Origin of the sequence: Microbacterium sp. E-13 (genome assembly GCF_049912955.1) — a bacterium.
Classification (GTDB): Bacteria; Actinomycetota; Actinomycetes; order Actinomycetales; family Microbacteriaceae; genus Microbacterium.
In genome coordinates this window covers 525,933-543,950 of record NZ_CP183973.1, presented here as the reverse complement: position 1 = coordinate 543,950, position 18,018 = coordinate 525,933, and the positions used below count along the sequence as shown (strand labels likewise).

Annotated in this window: 19 protein-coding genes; 7 read left to right on the top strand and 12 right to left on the bottom strand. The window is 67.5% G+C overall.

The annotated features are described in order from the left end of the window. Positions 1–286: 286 nt before the first annotated feature. Positions 287–724, bottom strand: a complete 438-nt coding sequence (locus tag ACN9MP_RS02525; RefSeq protein WP_426323660.1) for a VOC family protein — start codon at positions 722–724, stop codon at positions 287–289. A 78-nt stretch (positions 725–802) separates the two neighbouring features. Here ACN9MP_RS02525 and ACN9MP_RS02520 point away from each other — a divergent pair, with 78 nt between their 5' ends. Then, positions 803–1,264, top strand: coding sequence for a methyltransferase family protein (locus tag ACN9MP_RS02520; protein WP_426323658.1), 462 nt, complete (start codon positions 803–805; stop codon positions 1,262–1,264). 19 nt (positions 1,265–1,283) lie between these two features. Here ACN9MP_RS02520 and ACN9MP_RS02515 read toward each other — a convergent pair whose 3' ends face one another. After that, on the bottom strand, positions 1,284–2,351 hold the full coding sequence (locus ACN9MP_RS02515) for a peptidoglycan-binding domain-containing protein (protein WP_426323657.1): 1,068 nt from the start codon (positions 2,349–2,351) through the stop codon (positions 1,284–1,286). A gap of 178 nt (positions 2,352–2,529) precedes the next feature. Further along, positions 2,530–2,919, bottom strand: a complete 390-nt coding sequence (locus tag ACN9MP_RS02510) for a TIGR03618 family F420-dependent PPOX class oxidoreductase (protein WP_426323655.1) — start codon at positions 2,917–2,919, stop codon at positions 2,530–2,532. An 87-nt stretch (positions 2,920–3,006) separates the two neighbouring features. Between ACN9MP_RS02510 and ACN9MP_RS02505 the strand changes: the two genes are divergently transcribed. Then, the gene (locus ACN9MP_RS02505) at positions 3,007–3,861 is read left to right on the top strand and encodes an aldo/keto reductase (protein WP_426323653.1); all 855 of its coding nucleotides are present in this window, start codon (positions 3,007–3,009) and stop codon (positions 3,859–3,861) included. A gap of 12 nt (positions 3,862–3,873) precedes the next feature. On the opposite strand, the gene ACN9MP_RS02500 is transcribed toward ACN9MP_RS02505, so the two are convergent. After that, positions 3,874–4,623 carry an ABC transporter permease gene (locus ACN9MP_RS02500; protein ID WP_426323651.1) on the bottom strand — a complete coding sequence of 250 codons (750 nt, stop codon included), beginning with the start codon at positions 4,621–4,623 and terminating at the stop codon, positions 3,874–3,876. An 84-nt stretch (positions 4,624–4,707) separates the two neighbouring features. Between ACN9MP_RS02500 and ACN9MP_RS02495 the strand changes: the two genes are divergently transcribed. The 3 genes from ACN9MP_RS02495 (at position 4,708) to panD (ending at position 7,219) form a co-directional block, all read left to right on the top strand. Beyond that, the gene (locus ACN9MP_RS02495; RefSeq protein ID WP_426323649.1) at positions 4,708–5,712 is read left to right on the top strand and encodes a hypothetical protein; all 1,005 of its coding nucleotides are present in this window, start codon (positions 4,708–4,710) and stop codon (positions 5,710–5,712) included. 390 nt (positions 5,713–6,102) lie between these two features. Next, complete coding sequence (locus ACN9MP_RS02490; RefSeq protein WP_426323647.1) at positions 6,103–6,744, top strand: hypothetical protein; 642 nt, start codon at positions 6,103–6,105, stop codon at positions 6,742–6,744. A 91-nt stretch (positions 6,745–6,835) separates the two neighbouring features. Further along, positions 6,836–7,219, top strand: a complete 384-nt coding sequence (panD, locus tag ACN9MP_RS02485) for an aspartate 1-decarboxylase (protein WP_426323645.1) — start codon at positions 6,836–6,838, stop codon at positions 7,217–7,219. A 71-nt stretch (positions 7,220–7,290) separates the two neighbouring features. On the opposite strand, the gene ACN9MP_RS02480 is transcribed toward panD, so the two are convergent. From ACN9MP_RS02480 to ACN9MP_RS02455, 6 genes are all read right to left on the bottom strand, one after another. Further along, positions 7,291–7,509, bottom strand: coding sequence for a hypothetical protein (locus ACN9MP_RS02480; RefSeq protein ID WP_426323643.1), 219 nt, complete (start codon positions 7,507–7,509; stop codon positions 7,291–7,293). A gap of 106 nt (positions 7,510–7,615) precedes the next feature. Next, on the bottom strand, positions 7,616–8,743 hold the full coding sequence (locus ACN9MP_RS02475) for a Gfo/Idh/MocA family protein (protein ID WP_426323641.1): 1,128 nt from the start codon (positions 8,741–8,743) through the stop codon (positions 7,616–7,618). Beyond that, a complete protein-coding gene (locus tag ACN9MP_RS02470) occupies positions 8,740–9,576 on the bottom strand; it encodes a sugar phosphate isomerase/epimerase family protein (RefSeq protein ID WP_426323639.1) in 837 nt (278 codons plus the stop codon). Before ACN9MP_RS02470 ends, ACN9MP_RS02475 begins: the two co-directional genes overlap by 4 nt. 70 nt (positions 9,577–9,646) lie before the next feature. Continuing rightward, on the bottom strand, positions 9,647–10,489 hold the full coding sequence (locus ACN9MP_RS02465; protein ID WP_426323637.1) for a carbohydrate ABC transporter permease: 843 nt from the start codon (positions 10,487–10,489) through the stop codon (positions 9,647–9,649). Next, entirely contained in the window at positions 10,482–11,444 is a 963-nt protein-coding gene (locus ACN9MP_RS02460; protein ID WP_426323635.1) for a carbohydrate ABC transporter permease, read from the bottom strand. Before ACN9MP_RS02460 ends, ACN9MP_RS02465 begins: the two co-directional genes overlap by 8 nt. 117 nt (positions 11,445–11,561) lie before the next feature. Next, positions 11,562–12,878: an ABC transporter substrate-binding protein gene (locus ACN9MP_RS02455; RefSeq protein WP_426323633.1), complete on the bottom strand. Its 1,317-nt coding sequence runs from the start codon at positions 12,876–12,878 to the stop codon at positions 11,562–11,564. Positions 12,879–13,075: 197 nt separating this feature from the next. Here ACN9MP_RS02455 and ACN9MP_RS02450 point away from each other — a divergent pair, with 197 nt between their 5' ends. Then, on the top strand, positions 13,076–14,170 hold the full coding sequence (locus ACN9MP_RS02450; protein WP_426323631.1) for a LacI family DNA-binding transcriptional regulator: 1,095 nt from the start codon (positions 13,076–13,078) through the stop codon (positions 14,168–14,170). Positions 14,171–14,348: 178 nt separating this feature from the next. Here ACN9MP_RS02450 and ACN9MP_RS02445 read toward each other — a convergent pair whose 3' ends face one another. Further along, positions 14,349–15,887 (bottom strand): polysaccharide biosynthesis tyrosine autokinase, encoded by a 1,539-nt coding sequence (locus ACN9MP_RS02445; protein WP_426323629.1) that lies wholly within the window; start codon positions 15,885–15,887, stop codon positions 14,349–14,351. Positions 15,888–16,098: 211 nt separating this feature from the next. On the opposite strand from ACN9MP_RS02445, the gene ACN9MP_RS02440 reads away from it, so the two are divergent. Continuing rightward, positions 16,099–16,431, top strand: coding sequence for a PqqD family protein (locus tag ACN9MP_RS02440; protein WP_426323627.1), 333 nt, complete (start codon positions 16,099–16,101; stop codon positions 16,429–16,431). A 254-nt stretch (positions 16,432–16,685) separates the two neighbouring features. Here the strand turns inward: ACN9MP_RS02440 and ACN9MP_RS02435 are convergent, their stop codons facing one another. Then, positions 16,686–17,963: a lipopolysaccharide biosynthesis protein gene (locus ACN9MP_RS02435; RefSeq protein ID WP_426323625.1), complete on the bottom strand. Its 1,278-nt coding sequence runs from the start codon at positions 17,961–17,963 to the stop codon at positions 16,686–16,688. Positions 17,964–18,018 lie beyond the last annotated feature (55 nt).

Sequence of the window (18,018 nt, the reverse complement as noted above, 5' to 3'; positions counted from 1 at the left end):
GCGGCGGCATCCATCGATCCGCTCTTCACGTCGGAGCGTCAACCCACCCCAAGTGGCAGCTCTGGCCGCCTCGACCGACCTCACACGACAACCCGTGCCACCTCCACACCCGAGCCGCCACACTGCGCGCGGCCCCACGGCCGGCAGCCGCCCCTCACCTCGCCAACAGGTCAACCGGGTTTCCACAGGCGTGCAGGCCCTGGATCGGTCCTGTACAACCCCGGTTGACCTGTCGGAGCCGGGCCGTGCCCCGGAGAATGACGGATGCCTCGCCCGGAGGCATCCGTCAGTCGAGTCGCTGTCCGAGTTCGACGATGAGTCCCTCCGGCCCGCGCACGTAGCAGACGAGCCACACGTCTTCGTAGTTCACGACCTCGGCCATCGTCTCGTAGCCCGCCGCCCGGATCTTCTCCAGAAGCGGCTCCAGTTCGTCGACCCGGTACGCGAGGTGTCGCAGCCCGGGCGTGTTCGCCGGCTCATCGTCGGCGAGCGCCGGGCTCACCGGCCGCAGGAATCGCGACAGCTCGATCGCACCCGAGCCGTCGGGGGCCGCGAGGAACACCATCTCCACGTCGGTGCCGGTCAGACCGTTCACCCGATCGGCCCAGGGGCCGCCGACACGCGCCGTCTCGCCGCGCCGGAAACCCAGCAGCTCGAGGAAGCCGGCCACCTTCTCCAGGTCGTGGACGATGAGGCCGATGTGCTCGAAGCTGATGACACCCACCCTCGCGACCCTAAGCGCAGGGCGCCGTGAGCGAAAGACCGGGTGATCGGCTCGCGGGCGATGACTACACTGCCGGCCATGGCGGACGCGCCCGCGTATCGGATCTGGCCGCCGGTGGCGCTGGGGATCCCGCTGCTGGCCGGTGTGGCGATCACCACCGCCGCGGGCGATCCGGTCGCGCTGGCGGTCGGGGCTTCGCGTGCCGTGGGGATCGTGCTCGTCATCGCGTTCGCCCTCTGGAACGGCTGGGCGCTCTGGCTCATGGCACGGCACCGCACGGCGCTGCTGCCCGGCGGATCGACCCGCGTGATCCTGGACAAGGGACCCTTCCGGGTGAGCCGCAACCCTCTCTACCTCGGACTGATCGCCCTCGACATCGCCCTTGCGCTGCTCTGGCCGTCGTTCTGGGCGCTGCTCCTGACGCCGCTCGGCGTCGCGGCGCTCTGGTGGGGAGCGATCGCTCCCGAGGAGCGCTACCTCCACGAGAAGTTCAGCGCCGAGTACGACGACTACCGCACCCGTGTCCGGCGCTGGCTGTAACTGCGCGCCGAGAACACGCTCAGCCGTCCGCGCTCGACGACGACGGCGACGGCGACGGTTCGGGCGCCGCCGCCTGAAGATCGGAGATCGTCTTCTCGAAGGCCGCGACGGTGGCGGCATCCACCGTCCCCGTCGGCTGCACGCCCAGTTCGGTCTGGAACGCCTGCACGGCCGCGGTCAGCTCCGGCGACCACACACCGTCGACGGGCCCGTCCCAGAAGCCGAGGAGCTTGAGCGTCTGCTGGATCGCGGCTGTCGACGCCACCGTCTCCTGCTGGGCGGCGCCGCCGAGCTCGGCCAGCTTCGCCTGCAGCGCCTCGGCGGTCGCCTTGTCGACCGTGCCCGTGACGGGCAGCCCGGCGGCCTTCTGCAGATCTTCCACCGCCTGAACGGTCATGGGCCCGTAGACGCCGTCGACGTCGCCCACGTAGTACCCCGCGACCAGCAGATCCTGCTGGAGTGCCGTCGTATAGGCGCGCACGGCGGCCTCGGCCTGCACCGCCTGCTCGTCGGTCAGGCAACCGGCATCGGCGAACAGCGCGAGCCACGCCATCTCGAGTGCGACCGCAGCGCTGTTGAACTGCTCGGCCGCGTCCACCAGCGGCGTGTCGTCGGTGATGGATGCCTCGGCCGAGGCGAACTGGGACTCCGCCTGCTTCACGCGTTCCACCGACGCGGTCGGCGCGAGCGGCGTGCTCGAGGGCGCGGGGGCCGACGTGGTCGCCGCCCCGGACGGGCCCGCCTCCGCCGCAGCCAGCGCGGCTTGCGCATCGACGAGTTCCTGCTGTGCGTCGGAGAGCGCCCGGTTCGCGGCGACGGCCGCCTCGGCGCTGTCGACGGCGTCCTGCCGCGGTTCGCCGAGATCGGCGCCGGCGGTGCGGACATCACCGACCGTCGCAGCGGTGTCGTTCAGCACGTCGCCGTAGCGATCGAGCGCCGCGATGTAGTCCTTGCTCGCCCCGCAGAACGCGCCGGAGGCGTCGTCGAGCGCGGCCTGCGCCCCGGCGACCGCCTTCTCCTTCGCCGACACCTGCCTCTGGGCTCGCTCGGCCGGATCCGCCTCGCCGGTGCATCCGGCGAGCACCACGGCGGCGACACTCCCGCCATCACGGCCGCGAGCACCCGCGCCGACTTCCCGGTGCGAACCGTTCCCATGTCGCTCCTCCTCACACGCCCCCAGCGTCTGAGGCACATCATGGCACCGCCAGGTCGTCCGTCGCGGCACCCGCGTCGCGCGCGTTGGCGCGCCGTCCCGTGCCGGCCTTTCAGCGGTCAGCGATGAGCCCGCCGCTGCCCATCAGCCGTGACGGCTCGAGGTGGATGGCGACCCGCGCCGGATTGACGCGCGGCTGGCGGTATCGCCCGGCGTAGAGCGCCACAGCGAGGGCCACCTCGTCGGGGTCGTCGTGGACGGTCGCCGTGCCGGGGAACGCGAGCCATCGGGGGCCGTCGACCTGGCTGATCGTCGCCGTGCCGTCACGCAGCACGTTCCTCACCTTCTGCGACTGCCGCGAGGTGATCACGCGCAGCACGCCCTCGTGAAACGTGAACCCGACGGGGACGGAATGGATGCCGCCCCACGGCGCCATCGTGGAGAGCGTGGCGAGGTGCCGCTCACGGACGAAGTCGAGTCCGGCCGCCGACAGTTCACGCATCGCTCCACGGTACCCCGGCGACGTGGCACCCGGACGCCGGGCGGTGAGGCCCTCCCGCCGGGCCCGTGCGCAACCTACAGTTCGAGCATGGACAGCATCACGCTCTCGAACGGTGCGCGCATGCCGCAGCTCGGGCTGGGCGTGTACCTCGTGACCGATGTCGCCGTGTGCGAGGCGAGTGTGGGATCGGCGCTGGAGGCGGGATACCGGCTCATCGACACCGCGGCGATCTACCGCAACGAACGCGCGGTGGGGCGCGGCATCCGTTCGTCCGGGGTGCCGCGTGACGACGTCTTCCTCACCACGAAGCTGTGGCCTGCGGACTACGCCGAGACGCGGGCGCGCGCGGCGATCGCCGGATCGCTGGCACGACTGGACTGCGGCCACATCGACCTGCTGCTGCTGCACCAGCCCGTCGGCGACGTTCGCAGCGCGTGGCGCGCGATGGAGGAGGCCGTGGAACAGGGCTCGGTGCGCGCCATCGGCGTGAGCAACTTCACCGTCGCCGATCTGGAGAAGCTGCTCCCCCATGTGCGCATCCCGCCGGTCATCGATCAGGTCGAGCTGCACCCGCACTGGCAGCAGCCCGAGCTGCTGCCCGCCCTCGCCTCGCACGGGATCGCGGCGGAAGCGTGGTTCCCGCTGGGCCACGGCTCCCGGGCGCTCCTCTCCGAGCCGCCCGTCGTGGCCGCGGCGGCCGCGCACGGCAAGACGGCGGTGCAGGTGATCCTCCGCTGGCACGTCCAGCGCGGTTTCGTGGCGATCCCGAAGTCGACCGACCCGGCGCACATCGCGGCGAACATCGACGTCTTCGACTTCGAGCTGTCGGCGGACGAGATGGCGGGCATCGACGGGCTCGGCAAGGCCACCCCGATGTTCCGGATGCCGCGCTGGCTCATGGCGGCGACGATGCCCCTGGCCCGGCCGCGCCCGCTCGGGTGAACGGAGGGCCGGCTACCGCACCGGCGCAGGCTTCGCCCGGACCGGGCCCATCCAGACCGCGACCAGCGCGGCGGTCAGGGAGCCGGCGGCCATGATCGCCGCGAGCACCACGATCTGGAAGCGTCCGGCCTCGAGCGGCGAGATCCCCCCGAAGATGGCACCGACGAAGGCGCCCGGCAGCACGACGAGGCCCGTCGTCTTCGTCTGATCGATGGCGGGCACGAGCGCGTCCCGCACCGCGCGCCGCGCGAGGGCCAGCGTCGACGCTCGCGGCGTGGCGCCGAGCGCCAGCCATCCTTCGACCTCGTCCCAGTGGTCGATCACCGCCGTCGTGAACGTCCGGCCCGTGAGCGTGGCGATGCTCATCGCGTTCCCGATCACGATCGCCCCGATCGCCAGGGCGTAGCGCGAGGTGAGTTCGAGCGCTCCCGTCGCGAAGATCACGCCGGTCGCGACGAGCACGCCGGCCGAGATCGACGAGGCCATCATCGCGAAGCCGCGGCGGGACCACCCGACTCGGCCGGTGGCGACGGATGCTGCCACCACGAACATCACCGCCAGCGCGACCGCCACCCACCACGGGTCGGTGATCACGCCGGTGAGGATCACGCTGATGACCGCGAGCTGCACCGCGCCGCGCAGGATCGCCAGCGCGGGCGACCACCGGCCCGGCACCCGGAACGACCAGAGCACGGCGGTCGTCACGATCGCGAGCGCGACGACGCCGACGACGGTCGGCACCAGATCCGGGGACGGGCTCACGCTCGGAGCCTAGCGAGCCCGCCCACCGGCGGGCACGCATCCGTTGCCGGGTATCACGCCGTCCGCCACCCACCTCCTCGAGGTATGGCAGGTACACCGCGACCGACCGACGCGGGCGTCGACGAGAAGTCGGGCGACCACGACAAGTCGGGCGACGACGCCGTGCGGGGCGGCATGGTGAAGGCCCTGCTCGCCGTCGTCGTCAACGTCGGTGTGCTCACCGCCATGCTGGTGTACTTCGGCTGGGTGCGCAGCGAGCGCATGTCGGCGCTTCTGGGGATCGATGAGGCGATCCTGGGGATGACCGTCGATGACTACGTCCGCCGGAGCGTCACGTCGGTGGTGCTCATTCCGCTCTTCGCCGCCGCGGGAGGCCTCGCCTGGGTGGCCTTCGACCAGTGGCGCCGGCAGCGACGCCAGCGAAACGGCGCCGACGACCGCGTGGTCGGGTTCGCCGCGCGCTGGATCTGGGTCGTCGCCATCGGTGTCTTCCTGCTCGGCGTCGCGCTGTGGATGGTCGGGTTCGCCGCGACGTTCATCGCCGCTCCGCTCGTGTGCACCGCCGGGGTTCTCCTGTTCCTCTACGGACTCGAGCTCCGCTCCGAGCTTCCGGGCGTCGCCGGATTCGCGCCGCTGACCGAGGGTGTGCTCCGCGGTTCGGTGGCGATCCTGGTCGCGATCGGCCTGTTCTGGACCGCCACGAACTTCGCGACCGTCGAGGGCACGCAGCTCGCGCGGGACTTCCCGAGCCGGGTGGGCTCACTGCCCTCGGTCGAGATCGACAGCGAGACGGCGCTCGACATCGTGGCGCCGGGCATCGAGACATCGTGTCTGCCCAGTGGCGACGGCGTGCGGTACCACTATCGAGGACTCCGCCTCCTCGAGTCGACGGGAGGGAACTACTTCCTGATCTCCGACGGCTGGACGCGCGACTACGGTGTCGTCGTCATGCTGCCGGCCGATGGCGAAGGAACCCGCTTCACCTTCGTTCGCGACCGGGCCGGGACGCAGCGGGATGCGTTCTTCCCCCCGTGCGACGAGTCAGCCGGCGACGCCGGCGGCACCGGCGGCACCGCCGGCGCCGGGTGAGCGCCCGCCACGCCCCCCGGTATCACCCGCCCGCTGCGGGATCTCTCACACTGCATGAAGAACACGGCGGCCCGCTGCGCGGGGGCCGCACTGATGATGGTGCTCGCGGGCGGCATCGCAGCGTGCGGCGAATACTCTCCGCTGGGCCCGGGTGAAGCCGAGGACTCAGCATCCGGGGACGAACACGGGCGTACGCCGGCCCCGTCTCCTTCGCCCCAACCGAGCGCCACCGATGATGGCGGTGGCGGCGGTGGCGGGAACGGTGGCGGCGGTGGCGAGAACGGCGGCGGCGGTGGAGGGAACGGCGGTGGTGGGGGCAGCGGTGGTGGGGGCAGCGGTGGTGGGAACGACGGTGGCGGCGGCGGGAACGGGGACGGTGGAAGCCGGGTCGTGTACACCTGGAGCCTGCCACCCAGCGATCTCAGCCCGATCGGCAACGACGGCCCCGCCTACGGCGCGCTTCGCAGCGGGGACTGCGCCGGCGCAGGCTCACGGTTCTCCGTGGTGCCGTCCCCGCAGGACATCCCCTATGGTCTGTCCAATCCTCGCGTCGTGATTCTCCTCTCGGCAGGCGTGGCCATGTGCCGCGCCGACGAGCCCGCTGCTGGATCCCTCTTCTCCCTCGCGATCGACCAGTGGGGCACAGCGGGGCTCGACAAGCCGTGGTACCCGCAGCGCCCGGGCGCGACCGATCCCGAGGACCGCGTGACGGATCGGCCACCCGGTTACGGAGAAGCCGAGTGCGACCTGTACCGCACTCTCACGAGCGTTCTCGAGCAGGTCGATCCCGACGGCGTCGAGTGCCCCGGCGGACCTGTTCCGGAGTATCGGACGAGAGACTACCCGGCGGCGGCCGGGGACTACACGATCACGGTCTACGACAACCCGCTCACGCTCGATGACGAGAGCTTGATCGTTCCCGAAGACGCGGCGCAGCCGCCCACCGATCAGGAGAGCGAAGGCGAAATCGAGGGCGAGGGCGAGCCGGCACCGGCTCCGGAGCCGGCACCGGAGCCGTCTGCGACGCCGTAGCGACGGCAGCGAACCGTCACATGGCGAAGGGCAGAGGCGGCAGCATCCTATTCTTGGATGCTGTCCATCAACTCTCGAGACGAGGTCGTCCGTGCTGCGAACAATGCTGAAGTCGAAGCTGCACCGGGCCACGGTCACGGGAGCCGACCTCAACTACGTCGGATCGATCACCATCGACGCCGACCTGATGGACCTGGCCGACATCCTCGAGAACGAACAGGTGCACGTCGTCGACATCAACAACGGCGCACGCTTCGAGACCTACACGATCGCGGGCGAGCGCGGCTCCGGCGTCGTCCAGATCAACGGCGCCGCCGCGCGTCTGGTCCACACCGGCGACGTCGTCATCGTGATGTCGTATGGGGTCTTCGACCGCGACGAGGTGGAGCGGCACCGTCCCATCGTCGTCGACCTCGGTGAGGCGCCCGCCGAGACTCCCAACCGCGTGACCCGGGTGCTCACCCCCGCGGGCTGACCGCCCCGTCGAGATCGGCGGCTCGAACCCGAGGTTCGAGCCGCCGACAAGGGTGTGGAAGGCGAGGCTGCTCAGTCGCCGCAGAGTCCTCGCGCGATGCTGTTCTTGGTCTGTCCACCGACCGCCTGCACGACGTCTCCGACGTTCGTGAACCCGAGGGCTCCTTCGGTATTGATCGTCTTGTGGATCTGGCCGAAGCAGGCAGCGTCCGACGGCGCTGCGTTGGCGGCACCGGCAACGCCGAAGACCGCGAGCGCGGTGAGGGCTGCGGTGGCGAGAATGCGCTTCATTGAACTTTCCCTTCATGTCGGGCGGATGCGGAGTCATCCGTCAGAAGGGGGTTCGTAGCCCTCCCGGATTCGGATGGGCCCGATTTCTCCGGATCCCGCTCCGGCGTCAGATCGTGCGCGCGAAGGGGTCGAAGTCCTCCCGCAGCGCCGGTACGGGTGCGACCGTACTCTCCACCCGGACGAACTCGCCGCGCTCGGCTGATTCTTCCGCCGAGAGCAGGATGTCGAGCACGTGCCGTCCGAGATCGCCGCTGGCGAGGTGCGGGCGGTCTTCGGCGATGGCTCGCACCATCTCCAGCAGCCCGAGCCCCCGCCCCACGACGGCACCGACCTCCTCGATCTCGACCCAGGGCTGCTCCGACGAGTCGCCGTCGCAGAACGCGCCCAGTGGCTCCACGTAGGCCGTACGACCACTGAAGGTGTTGGGATCCGGGATGACGAGAGAGCCTTCGGTGCCGTGGATCTCCACGATGCCCTTCCGCTCGAGCGCAGAATCGAAGCTGAAGAGGCTCTGTGCCTGCTGTCCGGACTCGAAGACGCTGATGACCTGCATCGTGGTCGGCACTTCGACCGAGAACCGCATTCCCGCGTGGGGGCCCGTGCGGATGTCGCGCTCGGTGCGACCTTGAAGACCGACAGCGGCGACACGATCGACCGCTCCCAGGAGGCTGACCAGCGTCGTGAAGTAGTAGGGGCCCATGTCCAGCAGCGGCCCCGCTCCTCGCTGGAAGAGGAACTGGGGACTCGGATGCCACATATCCGGCCCCTGCGTCTGGAACACCGCCTGCGCGAACAACGGCGTGCCGATCACCCCGCGCGCAATGGCGCGCTTGGCGGTCTGCACCCCTGGACCGAGCACGGTATCGGGCGCGCACCCGACCCGGACACCGGCCGCCTCGGCGAGGCGGAGCAGCCCATCGACCGCTTCGCGCTCGAGGCCGATGGGCTTCTCCGTCCAGACGTGCTTGCCGGCGCTGATCGCGGCCGCCGATACCTCGACGTGCGCGGCGGGAGTGGTGAGATTGACGACGACCTGCACGTCCGCGCTCGACAGCACATCATCGGCGGTTCCCCAACGGGGCACCCGGTGCTTCTCCGCCTGAGCACGCGCGCGGCCGACGTCGAGGTCCCCGACGATCACGACGTCGACATCCGGGAAGGAGTTGAGATTCTGCAGGTAGGTGTCGCTGATGACACCGCTCCCGATGATCCCGACCCCGACCCCGCTGGTCACCTCGCCAACCCGTTCTCGAACAGGAACGCCAGGCTGGCTGCCACGTCGGCGAAGACGTCGCCGGGCGGGTTGTCGTATTCGATCACCGCGTACCGGATGTTGCCGGCGCCGGCGGCCAGCGCTTCCACCAGCGGAACGTCGCCATGACCAGCGTGTCGCTGGTCGAGCGAACGTGAAGAGAACGCCGGCGCTTCGGGGGCGAAGGGGTTGCCCGGCGGCACGACGCCGTCCTTGACGTGCACTGCCGCGAGGCGGTCTCCGAGGCGCGACACGAGCGCGGGAACGTCCTGTCCCCCCGTCGCGGCCCAGTACAGGTCGAGCTCCAGCTCCACCTTCTCGTCCACAAGCGAGACGAAGTGCTCGAATGCCGACGTACCGTTGAAGTCCGCCAGGAACTCCTGCGCGTGATTGTGGTAGCCGACCGCGAGGCCGAATCCCGCCGCGACCTCCGATGCGCGGTTCAATCGCTCGGCGATGTCCGCGACTCCGTCCGCCGTGAGCCAACGGCTCACGGGTACGAACGGGTCGATGACAGTGCCGATGCCGACGGTCGCGGCGGCCTCGAAGACCTTCTCGGGCGACGGAGCGGGGATCGATCCGTCGGGCGTCCAGAGTTCATCGGAGAGCAGCGGCGCGTGCCCTGTCGGCGATGAGAGGCCGGCCGCATCGAGCGCCTGCCGGATCTCCGCCGGGCGTCGCACGAAATCGAACGCCTCGACGTTGCGCAGCCCGAGAGCGGCGAGCTTCTCGAGCGAGCCGCGCGGATCCTGCGAGAACTGCCCCGCGAGGGTGTAGAGCTGCACCGATGCTTCGGGCAGGGGAGCGTGGAACATCTGGTCCTTCTTTCGGGTGTCTTTCGCCGGAGCGGTTGCAGCGCGGCCGCAAGGCAGGCGTCGCTGCGATCTACTTGACCGACCCCGCGGTCAGGCCGGCCACGAAGTACCGCTGCAAGAGCATGAAGCCGATGACGACGGGCAGTGAGACCGCCAGCGAGGCCGCCATGATCTGGTTCCAATACACATCGAGCTGAGTCGCGTAGTTCTGCAGCCCGATGGCGAGCGTTGCGGACTCGTTGTCCGTCAGCTGCGAGGCGAACAGGATCTCGCCCCACGCGAGCATGAACGAGTACACCCACACCGCGACGATCCCGGGTACCGCCGTGGGGACGATCACTTTGAACAAAGTGGCGAAGACCCCACAGCCGTCCATGCGAGCAGCTTCGTCGAGTTCTCGAGGGATCCCGTTCAAGTAGTTCGCGAACATGTAGATCGAGAACGGCAGCGTGAACGTCATGAAGACGATGATCAACCCGAAACGTGTCTGGTACAGCAGCTCGAACCCGAGGAAGTTGTCCACGCTCACGAAGATCAGGAACAGCGGCAGGAGGAACAGGATGCCGGGAATCATCTGCGTGGAGAGGATTACTCCGCTGAACAGATTCCTCCCCCGGAACACGTACCGCGACGTCGCGTACCCCGCGACGAGGGCGATCACAACGGAAAGGGTGCTGCTGATGCCCGCCACGATGAGCGAGTTGAGAAAGTAGTCGGCGAGGTGCACGGTCGACCACATGTCGATGAACGGTTGAATGGTGATGCTTCTCGGAATCCAGGTGAACTCGCGTTGCACCTCGCTCAATGGCTTGACCGAGGTCGACAACATCACATACAGCGGAGTCGCCGTGAAGACGATCAGCACCGAGAGGATTGCAATACGCGCCACCTTGGACGCACGTGATTCATTCATCGCTGCTCACCTTGTTCATGGTCTTGCCGATGAGGAACGTCATCCCCGCGAGGAAGAGGAGAACCATCGTCGACATCGCCGAGCCGAGTCCGAAGTTCCAATTCACGAACGAACTCCCGTAGATGTGGATTGCGACCAGATCGGCTGAGTCAGGCGGAAGAGCGCCGAACATGACGAATGGCGTAGCGAAATCGTTGAAGCTCCACAGGAACATCGTCGTGAACAGCACCTTGTTGACGGGAGCGAGCATGCCCAGCGTGATCTTGCTGAACTGCACCCAGCTGGAGGCGCCGTCGAGCGCCGCTGCCTCATATACATCATTCGGGACCGACTGCAGCGCCGCCATGAGCATCAGAAAGGCGAAGGGCCAGGTCCGCCAGACGTGTGCGGCGAGCATCGCCCAGAACGCGTTGTCTCCGGTCAGCCAGAAGGTGTCCATGCCCGTGACGGCGTTGATCAGCCCGTTGTCCCGCTGGAACATGAAGCTCCAGGTGATCACACCCGCGAACACCGGTAGCGCGTAAGGCACGAGGAAGAAGGCCCGCAAGAACCCTCGGCCGCGGAAGGCCCGCTGCAGCGCGACGGCGCCCGCGATCCCGAGAGTCCACGAGAGTCCCACGGTGAGCACCGTGTAGCCCAGGGTGATCAGAAACGAGTGCAACAGCTCGCGGCCGACGGACGACGCCGTGTCAACCGCCCGCGCATAGTTGTCCAGGCCGACGAACGGGGCTTCCGCCCAGTTGGCCAGATAGCGCTGGACGAGGCCGAAGAAGCTGATGGTGATCCCCGTGAGCATGGGGATCAGGTGGATGAGCAATTCGAACAGGATCGCCGGCGCGATCAGGAAGTAGGGAATCAGCCGAAGTACGGACTTCTTACGGCTCTTACGCTTGGGTAGCGCAGCCGGTAAAGGCGGCTTGGCCTCAACCCGAGGGGGAGCAATTGTCGACATCATTGGCGTAGCTTCTTTCGAGGGAGGGGTACCACGGGGCCGGGATGCAACCCCGTGGTACCCGGTGTCATTTGTCAGCAGCCACGGCGCGCCGTAGGCCGACTACGCAAGCCCCGGCCGTCAGCTCATCTTCTCTTCAGCGGCGGTGAGGGCTGCCCCGATTTCGTCGGCGCCCACCTCGCTGCCACTGACGATCTGACGCAGCAGATCACTGACGGCATTTCCGACATTGGTCTCGTATTCGCCCTCGTTCGCGACCGCCGGAAGGGCCTCAGCCGACTCGGCCAGCACGTTCTGGAACACCTCGTAGTAGGCCGGATCCCCGATCTCAGAAGCGGGAACCGAGTTCACGACCGGCATGGTCCCGTAGGCCTTGTTGATCGCGAGTTGTTCCTCATCGCTGGTGAGGAATTTGATCAGCGCCTTCGCCGAAGCCTGGTTCTGCGAATCCTTGAAAATGCTGATGTTCGTACCCGCGGCGAAGCTCGTCACATTCTCGCCTCCCTTCGGCAAGGGCGACGGAGCGGGGATCGGGACGACGCCGAAGTCATCCGGGGACATGCCGGCGTTCCGCAACACGCCAAGCGCACCGGTCTGACCGAACGCCATCGCGGCTTTACCCGCCGCAAACGCCTGTAGCGCCTCAGTTCCGCTCGTGAACTGGACATCCGACGGGTTGATGTAGCCGTCCTGCCAAAGTTCCGTGAACTGCTGGATGCCCGCGACCTGCTCATCGGTGTCGAACGAAGGCTCGCCCTTCGAGGTGAAGGGCTCAGCCCCGTGCTGTCGGCCGAAGATGAAGGACATGTGCAGGTTCGCGGTATAGGAAGCACCCGGGAACGTGAGACCCCAGACGTCTCCATCCGTCAGCTTGTCGGCCGCGGCCGTCAGCTCGTCCCACGTGGTCGGCGGCTCCAGCCCGGCAGCTGTGAACAGCTCTTTGTTGTAGAACAGCCCGTATGCCTGTGCAAGAAGAGGGATGGCGGTCGGGGCTTCCCCTTCGACACCGGTCGTTTCGAACGACGACTGCAGGAAACGATCCTCACCGCCGAGGTCTTCGAGGGCGGCCTTGTCGAACTCCGTGAACGCTCCGGTGGACTGCAGCGACGACGACCAGGTATTGCCGATGCTCACCACATCAGGGCTCTTGCCGGAGGTGACGGCAGAGGTGATCCGGCCGTACAGATCCTTCCACGCGATCACCTCGACATTCACATGTGTCCCGGTGGCCTTCTCGAACTTCTCGAGTTCGGGCTCCAGAATCGCAAGGTCGGCGTCAAGGCTGGACGACTGGTTCGTGGCCCACCACGTGATCTCCTTGCTCTCCCCCTCCCCTCCGTTGCTACCGCCGTCCTGGGCATTCGGCGCGCAGGCTGTGAGCGCCGAAGTGAGTATCGCTCCCATAGCTGCTGCAGCCATGAGTTTCCGGTAGTTCATCGTCTCGCTTCTCCTTCGAAATCGGGGCGGGCTCGCGCCCGGCTTGCGGGGCTTCGTGGGCGCTCGGCATCGGGAGTCAACTCATCGGGTCGTTGATGATCTAAGCGCTTAAACGTCAGAATAAGCGCTTAGACTCGCAGATGCAAGTGTCTTCTGGTGGCGCTCGCGGCACGGGGTCGCAGCGAGACACCCAGGAGGTGACAACCGCGACCCGGGGAGGTTTGGTGGGAAAGGCGCCCACGATGTACGACGTGGCGGAACGCGCCGGCGTCTCGATAGCGACCGTTTCGTTCGCGTTCTCGAGGCCGGAGAAGATCGCGGCCGCCACTCGGGAGGTTGTGCTGGCGGCGGCGCACGAACTCGGCTACCTTCCGAACGCCGCCGCGCGCGGACTGGCGAAGGGCAGCACCGGCGTACTCGGGTTCTGGTCGTATGACTACGACATGGTCGCCGCGGCCGCCGACCCGACCAGCTTGCAGCGTCCGGTCGCGGACGCCGGGTGGAACTATCCGATCTACGTCGACGAAGTGCAGCGCGGATTCCAGCTGGAGAGTTGGCGGCGCGACTATGCCGTGCTCGTACACGGTGGCCGGACCGAGAACAGCGACGTGCGGATCCGCGAAGCCGCCGCCAGAGTCGATGGGCTGGTCGCGCTTCCCCGAACGGTCTCACGTGGTGCCCTCCACCACCTCGCGCGCAGACTTCCGATCGTGGCCATATCTGAAGCGCCCGATGAGGATGATGTTCTCAGCTACGTGATGACCAACAATTCGAGTGCGATGACGGAGCTGACCGGTCATCTCATCGAACACCATTCGCTGCGCAGGTTGGTCTTCGTCGGTTCGGGAGTCATCGATTTCGATGTGAGGTTCACGGGGTTTCAGGAAGCCCTCCAGCTCCACGGTCTGCCTGTGCCACCCGAGCCACTCGGGGGTTTCGGAGCGGCGCGTATAGCTCACCAGGCGGCCAGCCTCACGAGAGAGCTGATCTTGCAAGACGAGCTCCCCGATGCTGTGGTCTGCGCGACGGATCAGCATGCCCTCGTCGTGATGGACGCCCTCCGCAAGGGCGGGGTGAGGCTCCCCGACGATGTCGCGGTGACGGGCTTTGATGGCCTGCTCGCCGGGGGATACGCCGAACCGGCGCTGACCACGGTGCGCCAACCCATGCAGGAGATGGGCCGCGCCGCCGCGGGGCTGATCATCGACCTGGTCAACGGTCCCTGGTCGGCCTCGGGAACGAGAGTCACTGTCAACTCCGAGCTCCTGATACGCCACAGCTGCGGATGCTGACGCACCTGACGACGACGGCGGAGCGACGGCCGCGGATACACGAAGGCGAACCCTCCATGCGGGACGGATGAACTCAGCGGAGCCGGCGCACATCACTGGGTGAATCCGCGGGTGACTCGCTCGACGCGGGAGCGATGGGCAGCAGTCGGTGCCGGGCGCGGGAACGAACCGCATGGCTTCACCCAGCGGCATTGCGCTCGGACGCGGGGGTATCCTCCAACGGCCTGCCTCGCCTCGACGTCGGAGATGCTTTCGGCGTGCGTCGTCGTGCGCGTGTACGGGAGCTACCAGACCGGCCTGCGGTCTGCGCTTCCGGCTCCCGCCCTGGAGAGCCGTCGCCGTCGTAGTAACCGGCGTACCGATAGCCGTAGTTGGCGGCATCGATCCCTCGGCGGGGCACCTTGTTGAGCACCACACCAAGGACGTGCCCCTTCGCGCGTGCAATGTTGTCCAGAGCTCTCTGCATGAGCTCATACGTCGTCTTGCCAGCGCTGACGACCAACAACACGCCATCGGCCGAGCCGCTGAGAATTGCCGCATCCGCCACAGGAATCGTCGGAGGAGAGTCGACAACGACAACCGAATCCTCCCGTCGGAGCATGTCCAGCAACGAGCGCATCTTCTGAGATCCGAGCATCTCGCTCGGATTGGGGGGCGTTCGGCCGGCCCCGATGATCACCAGACTCTCCGCGCCCTCGACCCGATGAGCCACGTCAGCGATTCCGACGCGGCCGGCGAGGACGTCCGACAACCCCACGTCATTCGGAAATCCGAAGATGCGGTCTTGGACCGGGCGCCGCAGATCCGCATCGATGAGCGCGACTCTTCGCCCCGCTGCCGCGAGACTCATGGCCAGGTTCGCCGCCGTCGTGGACTTGCCGTCCCCAGGAATCGGACTCGTGACGACGATCACTCTCGGCGGATGGTCCACGTCCACGTAGTGCAAGTTGGTGCGCAGCTCACGCATCGCTTCGGCGTGCGCCCTGCTGCCCGCCAGTTGTCCCGCGCCGTCGTAACGAAAGACGGTCCGGTCAGCGACGAGTTCCTTGTCGAGCGGAAGTGTGCCGACCACCGCGATACCGGTGGCCTGCTCGATCTCCTTCACCGTCCTCACACGGCGATCGAACACGCGACGGATCAGCGAATACGCGAGGCCGGCTGCGAATCCGACAAGCGCACCGATCGCGATGTTCAATCGGAGATTGGGTGAGGACTGTGACAAGGGAAGGCGCGCAGAATCTCCTGGGATGAGCGTCGCCGCGCCATCCTCGGTCGAATCCGATTCGAGCGCGTCGATCTCACGTACCATCCCGCGTATCCACGACTCCGCAAGATCGCGTGCGGCCTTGGGCGAGGGGCCATTGGCGGCGACATGGATGATCACCGTGTCCGTCGGGTTGCTGACGTCCACCTGCTGGACGAGGTACTCGGGTGTCACATCGAGAGCGAGCTCTTCGATCGCGGACTCCGCGACCGATCGCCAGGAACCCACATCCAGGTAGGACTTCACCTTCGAGAGAGCCAGCTGGTCACCCGCCAACGCCGCGCCGGCAGTACCGTCCGAGAAGCTCGCTGAAACGTACCCGCTGGCGTTCGCGGTGTACACCGGTGGCAAGACCGCACTCCACGCGATGGCGCCGAAGACGCCAACCAGCGTGGCCAGTGAGATGGCCAGCCAGTGAACACGAAGCATGCGTACGAAGTCACGCAGGTTCACGTGCGTCCTCCATTTCTGTGTATCTGTTCCCGATCGAGCCCCGAGACGGGTTCGTACACTACCTGCGTGAACACCGCCGTCTGGATCGACCGCCTCGGCAGTCGGGTGGTGCCCGACTCGGCAGTGGTCGGGCCAGGGAGGGCGCAGCCGCTCGAGGGGCGTGGCCGCTCCCGGTCGCGTACCCGCACACTGAATCGCAGGGAGAATCACCATGGCCGAACACCTATTGAGCGAGCGGATGATTCGCGTCGGGCATCCGGAATGGCGCATTCGAGAGGACGTGAGCTGGACAAGTCAAACCGGCCGCATCGTGGCGCTAGAGCTCAGCAACGCCGGCGCGTCACCAGTCATTCTTGACGGTTCCGCTGCGGCAATCTGGCAGATCCTCAACGATCTCGGCTCCGCGGCCGAGCCGACGATCTCGCAAGAGGTGATCGCTCGCTTCCACGCGAACCGAAAAGACGTCGAGCGCCCGCTCGCCGACTTCCTCGCGCGCCTCGAGGCCGCTCGCCTGATTGAGCTCGAGGTGCGGTTCACCCCCTGAATCACCCGACACGCATTCTCGATGGCCACGCGATTCACCGCAGGCCCGGGGCACCATCCTCACGCCTCTCGATCCGCCGCGCCCTTCACAATTCATCAATGTGCTCTTCACCAGCCTGCGGACCGAGTGCCCGTCCAGCCCGACTCCACTCGTGCTCGAGCCGACGGCTGCCCGTGTCATCGACCAGCGCTGGACGTTCACGGCGAGCAGAGCGTCGTCTCGAGCCGCACGGTTCGCCCGCTCGCCGTCCCGAGTCAATTCGGCTCGGGCGCGCGCCCCTGCTCCAACCGCGGGCCGGTTGGCTGAGGAGCGCACCTCTGCTCGTTCGCGGCCGACCGAGCCCTGACGGTCCGCCACGAAACCCCCACGAACTGCACCGCAAGCACCACGGACTCCGAGATCAGTACGCCCATCAGGGCGCCATGCCCGCCGAACACGCTTGTCAACAGGACGATCGAGGGAACGCCGAGCACGACCCCCAGCAGCGCGCTCAGAGTCACCACACGCGTCATGCGGAAGGCGACCAAGGCCAAGTTTCCCGTGCCCCTGGACACGCAGACGATGAAGACCAAGAGGCCGAATCCGGCCGCGTACTGCACGTCGAGGGTCGCGGCACCGGAGAACACGGCGGACGAAACGGCCGGGGCAAGAAGGAGAAAGGCGATGCCGGACACCACCCCGATGCTGGCGTTGAGTCCGATAGCCAGCCAAACCCGCCGTTTGCGACTGGAGGCCCCCGAGCGGCCGACCCAGGCCTGCATGGAGTTCGGGACGGATGCCAGCACGGAGAGGCCCATCCTCGAGAGTCGGTCTCCCGCTGCGAATGCCGCCACCGTGGTGGGAGAGAGCAGTCCCGTCAAGGGGACAGGGACAGCGATGTAGGCCGCACTCAGAATGCGGGCTGCCACGATTCCGCGTTGAGTCAACAACGTGTGCCGCGTCCGTCGCCAGCTTTGACGCGAGAAGTAGGTCCATCGAACTCGTTGATGCCAGAGCGCCAGGATCGGTGCGAGGATTCCGGGAAGAAGTATCCCGACCAGCGGATAGACAACGGCCGGACCGCCGTTCAAGATCCAGACGCTGGCGGCCGTGATGAGCACGATCCGGGCGCAGCCCTCCGTGAGGAGAAGCGCTGTGGCGTCGTTCCGACCGATGAAGTACCACGCTGCCGTCAAGCCGAGGCTGGCCGTCGCGATCGCCGAGGCGGCCGCGAGTGCTGGATCAGCGGGCGTCATGGCGGCGGCGGTTGCTCCACCGAGAAGACTCGCCGGGAGGAAGACCAGTGCCTTCGTGCACGTTGCGAGCGCCAAGTACTCGCGCGCGCTATCGCGAGTCGCTCTCGAGACGCGCTGCGGGCCGGTCAGACCCCATCCGAGTTCGACGAGCACCCCCATCGTGAGACCGATCGCCTGGCCAACGGCAATTGCAGCCCAAGCGCGCGCGCCATGCTCGGCAGTGACTACCGGCAACGCCAGCAGGGGGCTCAGCACGCCGACCAGGCTGACCAGCGTGAAAGTCGAAAGCTTGCGCATCGGCACACCGTAGGGCGCTTCGACGCTGTCGGTCCGGGAGAGGCCGCCGCCGACC

Bases quoted from the DNA above. Each gene is read 5' to 3' on its own strand.
- ACN9MP_RS02520 (WP_426323658.1), top strand. From the start codon at position 803: ATGGCGGACGCGCCCGCGTATCGGATCTGGCCGCCGGTGGCGCTGGGG.
- ACN9MP_RS02510 (WP_426323655.1), bottom strand. From the start codon at position 2,919: ATGCGTGAACTGTCGGCGGCCGGACTCGACTTCGTCCGTGAGCGGCAC.
- ACN9MP_RS02505 (WP_426323653.1), top strand. From the start codon at position 3,007: ATGGACAGCATCACGCTCTCGAACGGTGCGCGCATGCCGCAGCTCGGG.
- ACN9MP_RS02495 (WP_426323649.1), top strand. From the start codon at position 4,708: ATGGCAGGTACACCGCGACCGACCGACGCGGGCGTCGACGAGAAGTCG.
- ACN9MP_RS02480 (WP_426323643.1), bottom strand. From the start codon at position 7,509: ATGAAGCGCATTCTCGCCACCGCAGCCCTCACCGCGCTCGCGGTCTTC.
- ACN9MP_RS02470 (WP_426323639.1), bottom strand. From the start codon at position 9,576: ATGTTCCACGCTCCCCTGCCCGAAGCATCGGTGCAGCTCTACACCCTC.
- ACN9MP_RS02465 (WP_426323637.1), bottom strand. From the start codon at position 10,489: ATGAATGAATCACGTGCGTCCAAGGTGGCGCGTATTGCAATCCTCTCG.
- ACN9MP_RS02460 (WP_426323635.1), bottom strand. From the start codon at position 11,444: ATGATGTCGACAATTGCTCCCCCTCGGGTTGAGGCCAAGCCGCCTTTA.
- ACN9MP_RS02455 (WP_426323633.1), bottom strand. From the start codon at position 12,878: ATGAACTACCGGAAACTCATGGCTGCAGCAGCTATGGGAGCGATACTC.
- ACN9MP_RS02440 (WP_426323627.1), top strand. From the start codon at position 16,099: ATGGCCGAACACCTATTGAGCGAGCGGATGATTCGCGTCGGGCATCCG.
- ACN9MP_RS02435 (WP_426323625.1), bottom strand. From the start codon at position 17,963: ATGCGCAAGCTTTCGACTTTCACGCTGGTCAGCCTGGTCGGCGTGCTG.